This window comes from Sulfuricella denitrificans skB26 (genome assembly GCF_000297055.2).
GTDB classification, from domain to species: Bacteria; Pseudomonadota; Gammaproteobacteria; order Burkholderiales; family Sulfuricellaceae; genus Sulfuricella; species Sulfuricella denitrificans.
In genome coordinates this window covers 1,529,449-1,545,625 of record NC_022357.1, presented here as the reverse complement: position 1 = coordinate 1,545,625, position 16,177 = coordinate 1,529,449, and the positions used below count along the sequence as shown (strand labels likewise).

The 16,177-nt window shown below is 51.0% G+C and carries 20 protein-coding genes and 1 pseudogene; 11 read left to right on the top strand and 10 right to left on the bottom strand.

All coding sequences use genetic code 11. The features are described from left to right. Positions 1 to 19 precede the first annotated feature (19 nt). The 10 genes from acpP to SCD_RS07540 are packed head-to-tail and all read left to right on the top strand — an operon-like array spanning position 20 to position 8,201. Entirely contained in the window at positions 20 to 256 is a 237-nt protein-coding gene (gene acpP / locus SCD_RS07585; protein WP_009205689.1) for an acyl carrier protein, read from the top strand. Between the two features lie 42 nt (positions 257 to 298). After that, positions 299 to 1,537 (top strand): beta-ketoacyl-ACP synthase II, encoded by a 1,239-nt coding sequence (gene fabF, locus SCD_RS07580; RefSeq protein ID WP_009205690.1) that lies wholly within the window; start codon positions 299 to 301, stop codon positions 1,535 to 1,537. A gap of 49 nt (positions 1,538 to 1,586) precedes the next feature. Further along, positions 1,587 to 2,909: an aminodeoxychorismate synthase component I gene (locus tag SCD_RS07575; protein WP_009205691.1), complete on the top strand. Its 1,323-nt coding sequence runs from the start codon at positions 1,587 to 1,589 to the stop codon at positions 2,907 to 2,909. Continuing rightward, positions 2,906 to 3,718, top strand: a complete 813-nt coding sequence (gene pabC, locus SCD_RS07570; protein WP_009205692.1) for an aminodeoxychorismate lyase — start codon at positions 2,906 to 2,908, stop codon at positions 3,716 to 3,718. Before SCD_RS07575 ends, pabC begins: the two co-directional genes overlap by 4 nt. Continuing rightward, positions 3,702 to 4,715: an endolytic transglycosylase MltG gene (gene mltG, locus SCD_RS07565; protein ID WP_009205693.1), complete on the top strand. Its 1,014-nt coding sequence runs from the start codon at positions 3,702 to 3,704 to the stop codon at positions 4,713 to 4,715. Before pabC ends, mltG begins: the two co-directional genes overlap by 17 nt. A 13-nt stretch (positions 4,716 to 4,728) precedes the next feature. Beyond that, positions 4,729 to 5,349, top strand: a complete 621-nt coding sequence (gene tmk, locus SCD_RS07560) for a dTMP kinase (protein WP_041673387.1) — start codon at positions 4,729 to 4,731, stop codon at positions 5,347 to 5,349. Positions 5,350 to 5,393: 44 nt separating this feature from the next. Further along, a complete protein-coding gene (gene holB, locus SCD_RS07555) occupies positions 5,394 to 6,389 on the top strand; it encodes a DNA polymerase III subunit delta' (protein ID WP_009205696.1) in 996 nt (331 codons plus the stop codon). Then, the gene (locus SCD_RS07550; protein ID WP_009205697.1) at positions 6,382 to 6,744 is read left to right on the top strand and encodes a PilZ domain-containing protein; all 363 of its coding nucleotides are present in this window, start codon (positions 6,382 to 6,384) and stop codon (positions 6,742 to 6,744) included. The genes holB and SCD_RS07550 overlap by 8 nt, the downstream gene beginning before the upstream one ends. Before the next feature lie 57 nt (positions 6,745 to 6,801). Beyond that, on the top strand, positions 6,802 to 7,566 hold the full coding sequence (locus tag SCD_RS07545) for a TatD family hydrolase (protein WP_009205698.1): 765 nt from the start codon (positions 6,802 to 6,804) through the stop codon (positions 7,564 to 7,566). A 35-nt stretch (positions 7,567 to 7,601) separates the two neighbouring features. Then, on the top strand, positions 7,602 to 8,201 hold the full coding sequence (locus SCD_RS07540; RefSeq protein WP_161626928.1) for an ankyrin repeat domain-containing protein: 600 nt from the start codon (positions 7,602 to 7,604) through the stop codon (positions 8,199 to 8,201). A gap of 393 nt (positions 8,202 to 8,594) precedes the next feature. On the opposite strand, the gene SCD_RS07535 is transcribed toward SCD_RS07540, so the two are convergent. The 3 genes and pseudogenes from SCD_RS07535 to SCD_RS16850 form a co-directional block, all read right to left on the bottom strand. Then, complete coding sequence (locus SCD_RS07535) at positions 8,595 to 8,990, bottom strand: phage holin family protein (protein WP_009205700.1); 396 nt, start codon at positions 8,988 to 8,990, stop codon at positions 8,595 to 8,597. 91 nt (positions 8,991 to 9,081) lie between these two features. Then, positions 9,082 to 9,372 carry an HU family DNA-binding protein gene (locus SCD_RS07530; protein ID WP_009205701.1) on the bottom strand — a complete coding sequence of 97 codons (291 nt, stop codon included), beginning with the start codon at positions 9,370 to 9,372 and terminating at the stop codon, positions 9,082 to 9,084. Between the two features lie 105 nt (positions 9,373 to 9,477). Beyond that, positions 9,478 to 9,603 (bottom strand): annotated as a pseudogene (locus SCD_RS16850) (IS3 family transposase); the annotation flags it as partial. Positions 9,604 to 9,721: 118 nt separating this feature from the next. Between SCD_RS16850 and SCD_RS16395 the strand changes: the two are divergent. Further along, positions 9,722 to 10,144 (top strand): hypothetical protein, encoded by a 423-nt coding sequence (locus SCD_RS16395; protein ID WP_023506883.1) that lies wholly within the window; start codon positions 9,722 to 9,724, stop codon positions 10,142 to 10,144. Between the two features lie 384 nt (positions 10,145 to 10,528). On the opposite strand, the gene SCD_RS07525 is transcribed toward SCD_RS16395, so the two are convergent. The 7 genes from SCD_RS07525 to SCD_RS07495 form a co-directional block, all read right to left on the bottom strand. Next, positions 10,529 to 11,077, bottom strand: coding sequence for an HPP family protein (locus SCD_RS07525; RefSeq protein WP_009205703.1), 549 nt, complete (start codon positions 11,075 to 11,077; stop codon positions 10,529 to 10,531). After that, the gene (locus SCD_RS07520) at positions 11,074 to 11,703 is read right to left on the bottom strand and encodes a CBS domain-containing protein (protein WP_009205704.1); all 630 of its coding nucleotides are present in this window, start codon (positions 11,701 to 11,703) and stop codon (positions 11,074 to 11,076) included. Before SCD_RS07520 ends, SCD_RS07525 begins: the two co-directional genes overlap by 4 nt. Before the next feature lie 196 nt (positions 11,704 to 11,899). Beyond that, the gene (locus SCD_RS07515) at positions 11,900 to 12,601 is read right to left on the bottom strand and encodes a response regulator (RefSeq protein ID WP_009205705.1); all 702 of its coding nucleotides are present in this window, start codon (positions 12,599 to 12,601) and stop codon (positions 11,900 to 11,902) included. A gap of 117 nt (positions 12,602 to 12,718) precedes the next feature. Further along, entirely contained in the window at positions 12,719 to 13,366 is a 648-nt protein-coding gene (locus SCD_RS07510) for an ABC-type transport auxiliary lipoprotein family protein (protein ID WP_009205706.1), read from the bottom strand. A gap of 14 nt (positions 13,367 to 13,380) precedes the next feature. Next, entirely contained in the window at positions 13,381 to 14,262 is an 882-nt protein-coding gene (locus tag SCD_RS07505; RefSeq protein WP_009205707.1) for an MlaD family protein, read from the bottom strand. Further along, positions 14,247 to 15,032 (bottom strand): ABC transporter ATP-binding protein, encoded by a 786-nt coding sequence (locus SCD_RS07500; RefSeq protein WP_009205708.1) that lies wholly within the window; start codon positions 15,030 to 15,032, stop codon positions 14,247 to 14,249. The genes SCD_RS07505 and SCD_RS07500 overlap by 16 nt, the downstream gene beginning before the upstream one ends. Continuing rightward, on the bottom strand, positions 15,029 to 16,165 hold the full coding sequence (locus tag SCD_RS07495; RefSeq protein WP_009205709.1) for an MlaE family lipid ABC transporter permease subunit: 1,137 nt from the start codon (positions 16,163 to 16,165) through the stop codon (positions 15,029 to 15,031). The genes SCD_RS07500 and SCD_RS07495 overlap by 4 nt, the downstream gene beginning before the upstream one ends. Positions 16,166 to 16,177: the final 12 nt, after the last annotated feature.

Genomic DNA, 16,177 nt, shown 5'->3' with positions numbered 1-16,177 from the left:
TTCAAGAGAGGGTACTTAGATGGAAAATATCGAACAACGCGTCAAAAAAATCGTTGCTGAGCAACTTGGCGTGAACGAAGCAGAAGTAAAGATTGAATCCTCCTTCGTCGACGACCTGGGCGCTGATTCCCTGGATACCGTTGAGCTGGTCATGGCACTGGAAGAAGAGTTCGACTGCGAAATTCCTGACGAAGAAGCGGAAAAAATCACCACCGTCAAACAAGCCGTTGATTACGTCAATGGTCATCTGAACTAAACTGTTCCATCTATCCTGTAACCACTCGCAACTGGAGCCGTCTTGTCTAAACGCAGAGTCGTCATCACCGGTCTGGGCATAATTTCGCCTGTCGGTAATACTGTTGAGCAAGCGTGGTCGAACATTCTTGCCGGCAAGTCTGGAATAAGCCGGATTACCCGGTTCGACCCCACAGCTTTTTCCTCCCAGATTGCCGGTGAGGTCAAAGGGTTCGATATCACCGAATACATTTCCGCCAAGGAAGCTCGCCGCATGGATATTTTTATCCATTACGGGCTTGCGGCGGGAGTGCAGGCGATCAAGGACTCCGGCATTGTGGTTACCCCGGAAAACGCCGAACGCATCGGCGTTAATATCGGTTCCGGCATCGGTGGTTTACCGATGATCGAGGTTACTCATAACACCTATCTGGAAGGCGGTCCGCGCAAAATTTCCCCGTTTTTCATTCCAGGCACGATCATCAATATGATCTCAGGCAATCTGTCCATCATGTTTGGACTAAAAGGCCCGAATCTGGCGATGGTTACAGCCTGTACCACGGCGACTCACTGCATTGGCGATTCCGCGCGCATGATCGAGTACGGCGACGCCGATATCATGATCGCGGGCGGAGCGGAATCTACTGTGACACCACTGGCGGTTGGCGGCTTTGCCTCGGCACGCGCGCTATCCACTCGCAATGATGATCCCGAAAGGGCGAGTCGCCCCTGGGATACCGGTCGGGATGGCTTCGTGCTTGGAGAAGGCGCAGGGATACTGGTGCTCGAAGAATACGAACACGCCAAGGCGCGCGGAGCGAGAATTTATGCCGAAGTGCCGGGTTTCGGCATGAGCGCAGATGCCAACCACATGACGGCTCCCTGCGAAGACGGTAGCGGCGCCGCTCGATGCATGACGAATGCCTTGCGTAACGCGGGTATTCCACACGATCAGGTTGATTTCATCAATGCCCACGGCACATCCACGCCTTTGGGCGATTTGGCAGAAACCAAGGCGGTCAAGCTGTGCTTTGGCGAACACGCCAAAAATATCGCAGTCAATTCGACAAAATCCATGACCGGGCATCTGCTTGGTGCTGCCGGCGGGGTCGAAGCGGTATTTTCTGCACTGAGCATATATCATCAAATTTCTCCGCCGACCATCAATATGGTCGAGCAGGACCCCGAGTGTGATCTTGACTATGTGCCGAATATTGCCCGCAAGATGAAAATCGATGTCGCCCTGTCGAATTCCTTCGGGTTTGGTGGCACCAACGGTACTCTGGTGTTTCGCAAGATCTGAGCCTGCAGGGGCTCACGTCTCTGGGGTTTTCTTGTCATTAAGGTAGCTTGTGCCCGTCATACAGCTCCCCGGTACGCCTGACTTGCTTGGCCTCCATGCGGCAAATCCGTTGCGCTATCCTTATCTGCTGCAAACCCTGAGTTGTCCTGGTTGGGATATTCTTTTCGCTTTTCCAGTGCAGTCACAAATATTCCCCTCCGATCCGGCAGGATTGGAAAAATCATTTTTTTTTGTTCTGGATGAAGAGTGGGGGAAATCCACGCGCCCACCAGAGCAGGAAGCGAGCAAGCTTCCCTTTCACGGGGGCTGGTTCGTTTATCTTGGCTATGAATTGCTACACCAACTAGAGCCCTCCGTCGCAGAAAGACAGCAGACAAGCCAATTCCCGTTGGCCGCCCTTGTCCGTATCCCTGCGGCGATCATGGTCGACCATGTCAAGAGGCAGACCTACTTGTTTGCTGAGGAGGCCCATTCGCATCTTCTTGAAGACCTGCGCACCGATTTGAGTGATGTTACCGAATATGAGAGCAACCCGGTAAGGGTGGAGGAACTTGAAGAGGAAGACGAACAGATTTTCCTGCAAGGGGTGGCTAAGATTAAGCGCTACATCCTGGAAGGGGACGTGTTCCAGGTCAATCTTGCACGCCAGTGGCAGGCACGGATCGAACATCAAGGCAGTGCGATCGGTGTTTACGCACGCCTGCGCGAGAGCAATCCGGCCCCTTTTGCGGGTATCGCCGACTTCGGCAGTTACCAGATTATCAGTTCTTCCCCGGAGAGACTGGCGAAGATACGTAGTGGCGTGATCGAAACGCGCCCGATCGCCGGCACGCATCCGCGTGCTCTGCTGGCAGAAGAGGATGAACTGTTGCGTCAACAGTTGATAGCCAGCCCCAAGGAACGCGCCGAGCACATCATGCTGGTCGACCTCGAACGCAATGATCTGGGGCGGGTGTGCGAGCCAGGCAGCATCGAGGTCAGTGAGTTGATGACGGTGTGCAGCTACGCTCACGTACATCACATCGAATCCAGCGTGCATGGCCGTTTGCGCGAGAACACGACTCCTTCTGAAGTGATACGTGCGTTGTTTCCAGGAGGCACGATTACCGGCTGCCCCAAGGTCCGTACCATGCAAATCATCAGTGAGCTTGAACCCTCATCCCGTTACGCTTATACAGGCAGCATGGGATATCTTAATCTCGATGGCAGCATGGATCTCAACATCTTGATCCGCAGCTTTATGTTCGAAGAGAATGCGCTGACCTTCAAGGCCGGTGCAGGTATCGTTGCTGACTCCGACCCTTTACGTGAACTTGCCGAAACTCGCGCCAAGGCAAAAGGGTTGCTCAGGGCGTTAGGAACTGCTCAATGATCCTGGTTAATGGTCTTCCGAGCGAATATGTCCGGGCCTTTGACCGAGGGTTGATGTACGGTGATGGGGTTTTTCGTTCTTTGCTGGTGAGAGCCGGCCATCCATTGTGCTGGCCACGTCATTATGACAAGCTGTACGCGGATTGTGCGGCGCTCAACATTGTTTGCCCGCCGGAAACCATCCTGGCTGTAGAAATGGCCCAATTGCTAGCGGAAGCACCAGACTGCGTGGTGAAAGTAATTGTCACTCGTGGCGAGAGCCAACGTGGCTATGCTATCCCAGAGCACATGGAACCGACCCACATCCTGATGGCGACTCCCGCTCCGCAGTATCCGGCAAGCTATTTGACAGAGGGGGTGAGGCTGCACCTTTGTTCCACGCGCCTTGGCATACAACCCCAGCTGGCTGGGATCAAGCATCTCAATCGACTGGAAAACGTGCTAGCGCGACGGGAATGGAGCAATTCCGAAATTGCCGAGGGTTTAATGCTCGACATAGGTGGAAATGTAATCGAAGGCACGATGAGCAATCTGTTTCTTCTTAAGGGCAAGACTTTGCACACCCCGGATCTCGTGCGTTGCGGCGTGGCCGGCGTGCAGCGGGAACGCATCATGGATCTGGCTGGCAGGCTCGGCATGGCGGTCAGGGTGGAAAACCTGCCGTTGGCCCGAATTTATGACGCGGACGAGGTTGTGCTTTGCAACAGCGTATTTGGCGTCTGGCAGGTCAGGGAACTGGCCGGAAAAACATGGCCGGCCGGCAAACTGGCGGCGCTCTTGAGGAATTTGCTGGATGATGACTGTCATTAAGCGCGGCGTTGCCACGCTCATTGTGTTGGGAATGATGGCTGCGGGCTGGATACTGTATTTTGCCAACACCCCTGTACACCTGCCCCAAGTGCCTTACGAGTTTACGCTCAAGCATGGTAGCAGCCTGCGTACCGTTGCCAGACAATTCAGTACTGAAGGACTGATTTCAGAGCCATGGAGCTTTATCACCTTGGCAAAATCCTTTAGAAGGGAAGGGGAAATCAAGGCTGGCAATTATCAACTGGATCATGAAATTACCCCGTTCCAACTGCTTCAAAAGATCACGAAGGGCGATGTCAGCCAGAGCGCAATTGTGTTTATAGAGGGTTGGAATTTCAGCCAGATGCGCAAGGCGCTAGACGAGCATCCGGCTATCAGGCACGACACCACCGGCCTGAGCGACAGGGAGTTGTTAAATCGCCTGGGGATCGAGGAAGAGAGCGCCGAGGGGCTCTTTTTTCCAGACACCTATTATTTCAGCAACGGGATGAGCGACTTGTCAGTACTAAAACGGGCCTACCAGATCATGGGGCAACGACTAGCCGATGCCTGGCGTGAACGCAGCCCGAATCTGCCGTATTCCACACCTTACGAAGCTTTGATCATGGCCTCCATCGTCGAGAAGGAAACCGGGCAATCCGTAGAACGTCCGATGATCGCTGCCGTCTTTATCAATCGCCTGCGTATCGGCATGAGGTTGCAAACGGATCCAACAGTCATTTACGGCCTTGGCGAGACGTTTGATGGCAATTTGCATAAGAGCGATTTAACCGCCGATAATGCCTATAATACTTACACTCGCAGCGGACTTCCGCCCGGTCCGATTGCCATGCCGGGATCGGCTTCTATTCATGCGGCTTTACACCCTGACGAGACCTCCGCGCTGTATTTCGTAAGCAAGGGGGATGGCACCCACCAGTTTTCCCGCAGCTTGGCGGAGCATAATCAGGCTGTGGCGCGTTACCAGAAAAATTTATCCAGAAAAAAGATTAATTAAATATCGCAATATAATGATATTAAATACAAATAAATCAAAATTCATCACCCTTGAGGGAATTGATGGTGCCGGTAAGAGCACCCACCTGAATTGGCTGGCGGAGCGTTTGCGCAGTCAAGGTAAAAATGTCCTTGTCACCAGGGAACCGGGCGGAACGCCGCTTGGCGAAGCATTGCGCGAACTGCTCCTGCATCAAGCCATGCATCTTGAAACCGAGGCTCTGCTGATGTTCGCTGCCAGGCGGGAGCACTTGGACAAGGTCATTATTCCTGCGTTGAGTGCAGGAACCTGGGTAATTTCAGACCGCTTTACCGACGCCAGTTTTGCCTATCAGGGCGGGGGCAGGGGACTGGAAGAATCCAAACTGAAAATCCTTGAGCAATGGGTTCAGCAGGATTTGCAGCCGAACTTGACCTTGTTATTCGACGTTACACTCGAAGTTAGTCGGCAGCGCTTGTCCGGCAATGTTTCTCTGGACCGTTTCGAACAGGAAAAGCAGGAATTTTTCCAACGCGTGCGGGACGCATATTTGAAGCGCGCATCGCAATTCCCTGAACGAATCCGGGTGATCGATAGTGGGCGGACGTTGAATGAAATTCAAGTTGATCTTGAAGATATTATTTCATCGCTCTGATTAATATGATTTATTCATGGCAAATTAATATTTGGCGGCGACTAATGTCGACCAAGGCGACTTTGCCTGGCGCGCTGTTGCTGCAAGGCCGTGGTGGAATTGGGAAATTCAATTTGGCCTATACGCTGGCACAAGCGTTACTGTGTGAATCCCCACTGGATTCGGGTGAAGCTTGCGAACATTGCGGCTCATGCCATTGGTTCAAGATCGGCGGACATCCCGACTTTCGTCTGCTTGAACCTGAAGCACAGAGTTCTGCGGCTGAATCTACGGGCGAAACGGCAGAGCAGGGCAAGGCGACCGACAAAAAAGCGAGCCAATTTATTACTGTGGCCCAGATTCGTGAATTAGCGGATTTCGTCAACCTGACAACTCACCGCAATGGCATGCGCATTATTCTGGCTCACCCGGCGGAAGCGATGAATGTTCACGCAGCCAATGCGCTGCTGAAAACATTGGAGGAGCCGCCGCTTGGCACTTTGTTTATTCTTGTGTCACATCAGCCCCAACGCCTGCTTCCTACAGTTCGCAGCCGCTGCCAAAAGATTGATGCACCGCTTCCTGGGCGTGCAGAGGCATTGAAGTGGCTACGGGAGCAGGAGGTCGCAGAAGCGGAGGCTTGCCTGGCGCAATCGGGCTACGCACCCCTTGCCGCCCTTCGGTTAAGCGCAGAAGATTATCAGATTAAACGCCGTCAAATTCTGGAACAGCTTGGTGCGCCGGATCGATTTGACCCGCTTGCCTTGGCAGAGCAGGGCGACAAGATGGAGTTGGCCTGGATACTCAATTGGATGCAGCAGTGGGTCTATGATCTAGCAAGTATTGGTATGGCGGGACAGGCGCGATACCAGCCTGAGTCGTCAGCGGAAATGAATCGCTTGGCAAAAGCTGTTAACTTGATAGAATTGTTTCGGTTCCAGCAGGAGTTATTAACTGCACAGCGCGCTGTGCACCATCCGCTGAACACCAGATTGGTGCTGGAGCAATTGTTTTTTTCTTATTGGCAACTCGTGAATCGTCAGGAAGCCGCTTATGTCTGATTCAAAAACTTCAGCCTCTCCGCGGCCAGGTGTACTTTCTTTGAGCATCAAGGAAAAAACTGCACTGTATGCGGCATATATGCCTTATCTGAAGAACGGCGGGATCTTTATCCCAACCAACAAGCCTTATCGACTGGGTGATGAGGTTTTCATGCTGCTTTCCTTGATGGAGGATCCGAACAAGTTGCCGGTAGCTGGCCGTGTTGTCTGGATTACCCCGGAAGGGGCGCAGGGCAACAAGGTCCAGGGGGTAGGCGTGCAGTTCGGCGATAATGAAAGCGGTGTCTCGGCACGCAACAAAATCGAGGGCTTACTTGGCGGCAGCAAAACAACCCGCCCAACCCATACTATGTAGATAGTACTCCACTCAAACCACGCCGCCGCCCACGGGCGGCATACTCCCGTGCAAGCCATGCTAGTCGATTCCCACTGCCACTTAAATTTTCCTGAACTCGCCTCAAATCTGCCCGAGATATTCGCCAACATGGAAAACAATGGCGTCGGTCTTGCGCTATGCGTAAGCGTTAATCTCTCAGATTTTCATGCGGTTATCAGCCTGGCTGAAACCCACCCTCAACTCTACGCATCGACCGGAGTTCATCCCGACTATGAAGACGAGGAGGAACCGACAGTTGAAAAGCTGGTTGAATTTGCGAACCATCCCAAGGTGATTGCAATCGGTGAAACCGGTCTGGATTACTTCAGACTGAAAGGCGACCTAGAATGGCAAAGGGAGCGCTTTCGCAACCATATCCGGGCAGCAAGACTTTGCGGCAAGCCATTGATTATCCATACCCGCGAGGCCGCGGCCGATACGCTGCGCATCATGGAAGAGGAGGGGGCGGCAAGCGTAGGTGGGGTAATGCATTGCTTTACCGAAAGTCTGGAGGTTGCGGAACGTGCGATAGCTCTTGGATTTTATATCTCCTTTTCAGGCATAGTTACCTTTAAGAAGGCGATACAAGTTAAGGAAGTTGCAAAGGAAATACCGCTGGATAGAGTGCTGGTCGAAACCGATTCACCTTATCTTGCACCCGCTCCATTTCGTGGAAAAACCAACCAACCGGCATATGTGAAGCATGTCGCGGAGGAAGTCGCACGATTGAGAGGAATCAGTAATGAAGAATTAACTGAGGCCACCACTCGTAATTTTATGCGACTGTTTAAAGTAAAATGATATATAAAATAGTAGGTAAGGCGTTATTTATCCTAATGCTGGTTAGCAATATTTCTTTAGCTGATGGATTTATTGATGATTTATTTATATCGATACCTCTTGGTGATACTGGTGCAGTCCAGGATTTTCTTGCCAGGGGTGTCGATGCCAATGTAATGGATGCTAATGGCAACACGGCTTTAATTATTGCCGCACGCGAAGGGCAAAACACTATTTTACGTACGCTTCATATGTCCGGCGCGAAACTAAACACCAGAAACCAATTCGGTGAGTCGGCACTCATGCTTGCGGCGCTTAATGGACATATTCATGTAGTCAACACGTTGCTCGGCTTTGGGGCTGATGCAGGCCCAAATCATCAGGGCTGGACACCGATGATGTATGCGGCATTTTCTGGCCATAGCGAAATTGTCGGGATACTGTTGCGGGCTGGCTCGGAAGTTAACTCCGCGACCCGCAACGGTACAACCGCGTTGATGCTGGCATCAAAAGGCGGGCACATCGAAGTAGTTAAAGTGTTGCTCAATTATCACGCCAATGTAGGCATCAAAAATGAAAATGGAGCAACAGCCTGGAGTTGGGCAATGGAGAGCGGTAATACTGATATTGCCGATCTACTGCATGGAAAAAGGTAATTAGATGTTAAATGTCAAACATGAAAATATAAATTCACTTCGTATAATGTATATTATGTTAAATCGATCTGGTTTGATGAGCACTAAATAATGGTGTTGTAGCTCCCACGGAATTTCGGTAACCACCACTGAAATTTTAGTAGCCTACTCAAACCTGAGCCTACCATCACAGTAAAATAGCTTCTCGATTAACCGGATCGATGTCTTTAAAGAACTGGGCTCTTTAGAATTGGATTCTTATGAGCAATGGTTCTTCTATCTTCCAAGCCTGCACAAAATACTCCGCTACCTCTCGATGTTTTCTGATCAAACCTCTATAGGATGAACTAGGCTAAGGCTTAGATGTCGTTTGTTTAAGCTTACCCTGCCTCCGGCAGAACCGATCCGTGAGCATCAGACCCAGAGGCCGGTTCTATGCAATTGCCAGGATGTGCCACCGCCATCCAGATAGACTCCAATTAACAAACTGAGTATGGCAATAAATATGCTGGCAAAAAAAGCGGTCCAGAATCCCGAAATCGTGAAGCCCTTAACCAATGATGAAACCAGCTGTAGCATCAGCGCATTGATCACCAGCAGGAAAAACCCCAGCGTCAGCAAAGTGAACGGCAGGGTAATAATAATCAACAGCGGCCTGATGATGGCGTTGGCAAAACCCAGCAACAGAGCGGAAATGACAAGCGAGGGGGTATCCGCAAACCGGATTCCCTTGAACACGTAGCTTGCTACCCAGAGGGACAGGGACGTGATACCCCAGTGAATCAGAAACGGCATCAAATTGTGGAGCATGTGCAGGGCGTATCCTGGGCTAACGGCAAGGTATTAACAGCTTGATTCGGTAGAACGAAGACGGGTGGATTGTTGTCCGCCCGTCCTGGCACTACTTCTTCTTGGTTACGCCAGCAACGGCATCTTTCATTTTGCTGCCGACCTTGAATTTGACGACTCTCTTGGCGGGGATCTTGAGTTCCTTACCCGTAGCCGGATTGCGACCGATACGGGCGGCGCGTTCCTCAACAGCGAATGTACCAAAGCCGATCATCTGGACACTATTGCCACTAGTCAGCGAGTTTTGTATAACCGCCATAAACGCATTAAACATCTCTTCTGTTTGTGTTTTTGGGTGCTGGGTCATTTTAGACACAGCATCGATCAATTCGCCTTTGTTCATATTATGGACTCCCCTGAAATTAACTGTGAAGACATTGTAAGGCTATAAGAGTAGCACACCCTGAATCCCCCGGCTTTAGTAGACACTCTCCTGCCGGTTGAAAAACTATTTTTTTAACTCTACCGGAGTAGTCCGGTTGGCGTAACCATGACGGCGTTTTGGGTTATAAAAAAGCTCGATGTAATGAATCATGTCGCACCGAGCTTCTTCCCGGTCAATGTATATCTTCCGCAACAGGGGAGATTCATCCTTAGCCCCATTCTTGCCTAGTAATATTAAGGGAATCCCCTATTTGATAAAATCAGAATAGGCGTAGAGTCATGATCATAATTACTGGCGTAGCTAAATTATGAACAATCCAAAAAGAATGCCGCACTTTTCATATAATCTTTCAAGTCCATCGCAAAAGGATTTTGGATACATAGTGGCAGATGACACCCTGTTTCACCGTGTCAGTAATTTTGAGGATTTTTATAGGGCATTGGGCTACACAGATGAGATAAGGATGGCTGGTTCAATATTGCCAGATGAGTTTGTTTGGGATAGGTATACTCGTGATAATGCTGCAAAGTCCGTTCAATGCCTTCAATCCCAAATCACGGTATATTTAATGAACCAATCAGAAAGGTTTAGAAAAGAATTCGGTAGTGAATATGCCAATATGATTGGTCAATGTTTTTCTGGCCAAATGGATGACAGTGACTTTTGTGTTAACTGTCCCATGCATCCTCGCCTTATTTCATTATCTAGCCAGAGATCTCACCCCGTTTAAGGTTCCAGAGATAGGGTATTCCCCTGACACGCACGAAGCACGAACTGGACGCTTGAGATTTGAAGGTTGCCAGAATATTTTGAGTTGAATTTTCCGGAAATAAAGCGTATAAAATAAGTGTGGTTCTCGAGTAATCACGGGTTCTGTAAACAGGAGATGCCTATCGACACTTCAACGATTAATTGTCTGTAGTTGCTACCCTAGTCAGTATTCGATTACTGACCTAATCGGCATCCCTTAAGCCGACACATAACGCCGCTTCAAGCGGCGTTATTGTTTTAGTGTTATTCGCACATCCGAATCTAATCGAATGGCGCACCGTAATACAATTGGCCTCTTCGCCTGCCTTCTCGCGATTACACTAATCAGCGCCACCCTAATGTATCAAAACCAGATTTCCGGATAACGCCTTGAATTCGGAATATTATTTACCAGGATTGCTACCATCAGTAGAATCAGGGGGCCTACAGTGGCGGGTATCAATACGTACAAAAACCCCAAATCATGAATCTCTTTGGAACCTATTACTGCGATTAAAGCCGTGGCACCGCCAGGTGGATGCAGTGTCCGGGTAGCGTGCATGAGGGCTATCGCGGTAGCAACCGCCATCGCTTCCGCTAGCCATGGGTACGAATGAAGCAGTTTCCAGCAGATGACGCCAACGATTGCCGATATGACGTGTCCGCCCACCAAATTGCGCGGTTGGGCCAAAGGACTGCGCACCGCGCCGTAAACGAGTACGGCAGATGCGCCAAAAGAACCAATCATCAGAGATAGATCAATACCTTTGAAAAAAAGCTGATCCACCCAAGCCACTAGCGCAATGCCCAGGAATGCACCGGTCCAGGACCATACAATTTCGGTGTTGCTTACCCGCGGTGGGCTGCCCCGTGTGGTGCCACGCATCTTACGGAAATATTCAGGAATTTTCATCGAATATTTTCCAGATTATAGGCAGTAAAAAAGTCTTTGCGTAGCAGCAAGCCAAGCAGCCGTCCATCGCTTTCCACGACGGGTAGGCTGCGACCATTATGTTTGTGGAACGCACCTATAACTTCCCCAAAGCCGGCATCACGGGTTACCGTTATGGCGGGGGCGGTCATTGCTGAACTCACGGGTGTCTCATGACAACGATGCTTTAATTCGAATGCATTATCCAGCATGCTCAGCAGCAACTCCAGGAAAGTATCGACTTTTAGCCGCCGTAAGAAGTCGGTTTCAGTAAGCATTCCTATCACGCAGCCTTTTTTATCAACTACGGGAAGTGCCTTGTAGCCGGATCGAACGAGAGCCTTCGCCGCTTCGTCAAGGGGACTGTCGGCAAGTAGCGGTTCAATCCCCGCACGCATCAGATTTCCTGCCTTGAAATTGCCCAAAAGACGCCCCAACGCATGGCGATGCGCTAGGTGATAAATCGTCCGAAAATCTTCCGTAGTGATGTCGAGGTAGCCGGGAATGTGCCGCATCGCATCCAGAATGTCTGCGTCGGTCAATTCCAACTCCGGCATCTCATCGCCAACAGAATCAGCGTTGGAAGTGTCGTTAGAAGATTCTTGCATGGAGGGAAACCAACAGTAATGAAATTGCCATAATTTCGATATCCATCTTAAGATAGGGCATTAGGTTATAAGTGTAATAAACTGTATATATTTATATTTAATAAAATAAACTTTGAAAGTTCAGCCAGATAATTCTTAAGAGGCTTATATATTTTAATGATTGTTAGCGAAATTTCAAGGAAGCCACATTATCAACTCACGATTCGCTCTCAACCCATTGCACTGCAAACCTGACCAGTTCCGTAGCATTTTTTAGCCCCAATTTTTCCTTGAGATTGGCGCGATGCGCTTCGACGGTTTTCACACTGCGACTTAGCTCCGCAGCAATTTCACTGGTCCTGAGACCCTTCCCGATGAGCCGCAGAACATCAATTTCCTTGTCGCTTAGGTGAGAGACTGGGGACGATGGGGTTTCGAACCTGTTATCAATGATCCGCTGCAGTATTTTCGAACGCATTTTCTCACTAAGGTAAACTTCACCACTCAATATATGCCTGATTGCAATCAAGACTTTTGCTGTGGCTTCCTGCTTCATTATGTAGCCTTTTGCGCCGGCCCTTAACGCTCTTTCAGCATAGAGAGATTCATCATGAGTGGAAATTACCAGAATCTGTATTTCCGGGAAACGTGATCGCAGGGTTTTGACTAGCTCGAGACCAGATATGCCCGGCAACGACATGTCGACAAGTGCGATGTCAGTATTGCAACAACTGTCGCATTTAGCTATTTCTTCCAGGGCCTGATCCGCATCTCCCGCCTCGCAGCAGACTCGCATGTCGTCTTCGCGATTAATGAGTTGAGCGATGCCCTGCCGCACAATAGGATGGTCATCAACAATCAGTACATTGCTTTTTTTTCTGGGCGCAGTAGATATCTGATGTCGATCTGCTAGTGGCATTATTTTTTCCTTAGTGGCCACGAAGGGATATCTGTTCTTGTTTTTTTTGATTTCTTTTATTTTCGCACACTATCATGTGATCATGACATGTATAAAGTGCATTCAATTGACATCTTCTCATTGTTTTCTGTATTCCGAGAAGGAAACGCCATTCTTGACCGCGAAATCGGCAATCTGACCGAGCAACTTTGGCAACATCAGATTGGCAGCGATGACCCCTCCGTAAGGGTCATTGGTAGGCGCAGTTTCAACCGCATCGAATACCTGGGTTGCCAATACACGGTAATTCGACTGCTCAACCAACTGGACGCGCAGCTTCATGTGCAGGCGACTGGGTAAGGTAATAAATTCTTGTTGCAGCAAGGTGATTTCGGTATCCAGACGCACGTCACCCTTCACCATACCGTCAGAGGACGCTACCGCTTTGAAGCCTGTTCGCAGTTCCAACGCGCGCACCAGAAGTGGGCCCAGCATCTTTGCAGGCGCTTCTGCCCAGCGATTTTTGGCAAAATATTCGAGCATATGGGGCTGGCGTATAAAAGCCATATGCACGGCATCGTAACCAGGTACAGCGCGCGGTGAACTGACGATCAATACGAGGGGAATGAGTTTAACCTGTTCTTTAGGGTCAATTTGCGCTTCCAGCAGGTAGGTGTGCACCGATTCTGCTTCGATCGGGCGCAGGGCGGAACAACCTGTCAGCGCAAGGGTGAGCAGCGCTGCGGTGATTTTGACATCCCATTTTTTTTCGAGAAATTGTTTCAATTATCTGCCCTCCTCTATTCGCCTGGCCCTGGCTCAGGCTGAGGCTTGCCAAACAAAAGTGCGTTAGGGCTGCGTTCCAGTTGGTCACTGACACGGCGCAGAGAAGCGCTCAGCTCTCTCAGGTCGACCATCAGTAACTGTATACTCTGCAGCGTGCCGGGCACTGCAGCTGCAGTGCGGGAGGTCTCATTGGCCAGTCGCTCGACCGCTTCGGCGCTACGCCCTGCTCGTTCGATCAGACTGCTCAGCTCGGCACTGGCTCGAGCGCTGTGTTCCAGTGTTTTGGCGGCATTGCTCACGCTAGCTTCAATGGCCTCTGGACGGGCCGCCAGCGCGCGCGTTACCGTATCGATTTGTGCGAGGCTATGCTTGAAAGCGCGGCGGTTGTCTTCGTCAAGTACTGCATTAATGTTGTCAGAAACACGGCTAACGTTCGCCAGCAGGGTGCTCAGCGCGGTATCCATGCGCGTCATCAGCGATGGTCCAGTGTGAATCTCCGGATATTCCTCATCGTGCTTTGCCTTCAATAATGGGGATCGCAGGCTGCCACCAGCAAGCTCGACATAGGCGATACCAGTCAACCCCTGAGTGCGGAGTAGCGCCACTGAATCCTCCTTGACCGGCGTGCCGCGCTCAATTTTGAGAAGTAGTCGTACCCTTTCGGAGTTGGAGGGATCCAGTGTGATGTCGCGGACATTGCCAACTTCAACGCCGCGATATTTGATGGGTGCATTCAAATTCAGCCCTGAAACCGATTCGTTCATGTAAGCGTAATAGGTATCGTAAAGTTTGTAGTATCGGCCACCGGTTCCGAGCCAGAGGAGAATGGCAATCAGCGCTGCGACCAGCGTCAAGGTAAACAGTCCGACGATAGTGAAATTTACTTTCGATTCCACGTTTGCTCCCAAGCCGCACGCCCACGCGGTCCATAAAAATATTCACGCACCATGGGGTGATCCGATTTGGATAGATCCTTCATGGTGCCCTCCCCCAGCACGCGCCCCTCGCCCAGAATCGCAACCCGGTCCGCTACACCCCATAACAGATCGAGGTCATGGGTGATCATCAGGATGGTCAGTCCAAGCAATTCTTTCAAGTGCCGCACCAATTCGTCAAGGCTGCTGGCACTCAACGGGTCGAGTCCGGCAGTGGGCTCGTCTAGGATCAGCAGTTCCGGGTCGAGTGCGATGGCACGCGCCAGAGCCGCCCGCTTGCGCATACCGCCGGAAAGCTCGGCAGGGAATTTGGACCCGGCACTTTCCGGCAGCCCCACCAGAGCAATCTTGATGGCAGCGATCTCGTCGATCAATGCACTGCTCAGATCGGTGTGTTCACGCAGCGGCATACCGACATTTTCCGCTACCGTGAGTGCGCTGAACAGTGCGCCGCGCTCGAACATGACGCCCAGGCGGCGTCGCATGATCGTGGCCTGATCGCCGCCCATGCCCTGTACTTCACATCCAAACACCTTGATCGAGCCGGATTCAGGCTGCTGGAGCTGAATTATTTCGCGTAACAGGGTGGACTTTCCACAACCGCTGCTGCCAGCCAGTGCAAAAATTTCACCGCGTTGAACGATGAGGTTCACATCCTCATGCACCACCGCATTGCCAAAGCGGGTGTGAAGGTGGCAAATTTCAATAATTGGCTCGTTAGCACCACTCATATATTCAGCCAGCTGAGGATCACTGAAAACAAGGCATCGAAAACAATCACCAGAAAAATAGCCTGGACCACGCTGACAGTGGTCTGGCGACCCACGCTGTCGGCGCTGCCGCTTACCCGGAAGCCTTGAAAACAGCCTACCAGTACGATAATCGCGGCAAAAACAGGGGCCTTGCCAAGGCCAACCAGAAAAGAACTCATTTTGACAGCATCATCGAAGCGATCAAGAAAATCGGCAAAACTGACATTGAGTTGTGTTTGGCCCACGATCATTCCACCCAGCACGCCAAGGATGTCCGCATATACCGTAAGCAATGGTAGCGCCACCAACAGCGCCAGCATTTTGGGCAGCACCAGCAGTTCCATGGGTGAGACACCGATGGTGTGCAGGGCGTCGATTTCCTCAGTGACTTTCATGGTGCCGATCTGTGCCGCGTAAGCTGATCCGGAGCGTCCGGCGACGATGATGGCAGTCAGCAGTGGAGCCATTTCACGCAAAATGGAAAGTCCTACCAGGTCGGCCACAAAAATATTGGCGCCGTAGCGTACCAGTTGTATCGAACCCTGGTAGGCGACGACCACCCCTATCAGGAAGGCCAGTAACCCGACGATGGGCAGAGCATTGAATCCCGCGATCTGCAGGTTGTACAGGATAGCTCGCCAACGGATGAGTGATGGGTGTGCCAGAGAGCGCAGCATGGCAATGGAGATTTCACCCAGAAAGGCAATAAGTCCTTTGAATTCGTCGAGGTGGCTCCAAACATTGCGGCCGAGCTGATTCAAAAAACCGTGGTTTGGCAAGCCAGTCGCGCGTTCCCCGGATGCGTGAGATTGAATCAGCTGCAATAGTGCTTGATGATCCGGACGCAACCCCTGGGTTGTAACGATAAGCCCCATCCGTTCAAGCTGCCGCACTGTGCGGAAAATCAGCCATGCACCCGCGCTATCCAGGGAGGTAACGGCTGTGCAGTCAAAAATTACAGTGCCAGATACAGGCCAGACAAGTTGCGCGATATACCGCTCCAGCAGCGGGATGCCTTGCAGTATCCATGCCCCAGAGCAGCACATAATCACAGCCTCGTGCGTTATTTCGAGGTTTGCTTCAGCTTTCGGTAGGAGAGTGGAGGCGCTCATGGAAAGACCTTA

Bases quoted from the DNA above. Each gene is read 5' to 3' on its own strand.
- acpP (WP_009205689.1), top strand. From the start codon at position 20: ATGGAAAATATCGAACAACGCGTCAAAAAAATCGTTGCTGAGCAACTT.
- pabC (WP_009205692.1), top strand. From the start codon at position 2,906: ATGATCCTGGTTAATGGTCTTCCGAGCGAATATGTCCGGGCCTTTGAC.
- mltG (WP_009205693.1), top strand. From the start codon at position 3,702: ATGATGACTGTCATTAAGCGCGGCGTTGCCACGCTCATTGTGTTGGGA.
- tmk (WP_041673387.1), top strand. From the start codon at position 4,729: ATGATATTAAATACAAATAAATCAAAATTCATCACCCTTGAGGGAATT.
- holB (WP_009205696.1), top strand. From the start codon at position 5,394: ATGTCGACCAAGGCGACTTTGCCTGGCGCGCTGTTGCTGCAAGGCCGT.
- SCD_RS07550 (WP_009205697.1), top strand. From the start codon at position 6,382: ATGTCTGATTCAAAAACTTCAGCCTCTCCGCGGCCAGGTGTACTTTCT.
- SCD_RS07545 (WP_009205698.1), top strand. From the start codon at position 6,802: ATGCTAGTCGATTCCCACTGCCACTTAAATTTTCCTGAACTCGCCTCA.
- SCD_RS07540 (WP_161626928.1), top strand. From the start codon at position 7,602: ATGCTGGTTAGCAATATTTCTTTAGCTGATGGATTTATTGATGATTTA.
- SCD_RS07535 (WP_009205700.1), bottom strand. From the start codon at position 8,990: ATGCTCCACAATTTGATGCCGTTTCTGATTCACTGGGGTATCACGTCC.
- SCD_RS07530 (WP_009205701.1), bottom strand. From the start codon at position 9,372: ATGAACAAAGGCGAATTGATCGATGCTGTGTCTAAAATGACCCAGCAC.
- SCD_RS16395 (WP_023506883.1), top strand. From the start codon at position 9,722: ATGAACAATCCAAAAAGAATGCCGCACTTTTCATATAATCTTTCAAGT.
- SCD_RS07525 (WP_009205703.1), bottom strand. From the start codon at position 11,077: ATGAAAATTCCTGAATATTTCCGTAAGATGCGTGGCACCACACGGGGC.
- SCD_RS07520 (WP_009205704.1), bottom strand. From the start codon at position 11,703: ATGCAAGAATCTTCTAACGACACTTCCAACGCTGATTCTGTTGGCGAT.
- SCD_RS07515 (WP_009205705.1), bottom strand. From the start codon at position 12,601: ATGCCACTAGCAGATCGACATCAGATATCTACTGCGCCCAGAAAAAAA.
- SCD_RS07500 (WP_009205708.1), bottom strand. From the start codon at position 15,032: ATGAGTGGTGCTAACGAGCCAATTATTGAAATTTGCCACCTTCACACC.
- SCD_RS07495 (WP_009205709.1), bottom strand. From the start codon at position 16,165: ATGAGCGCCTCCACTCTCCTACCGAAAGCTGAAGCAAACCTCGAAATA.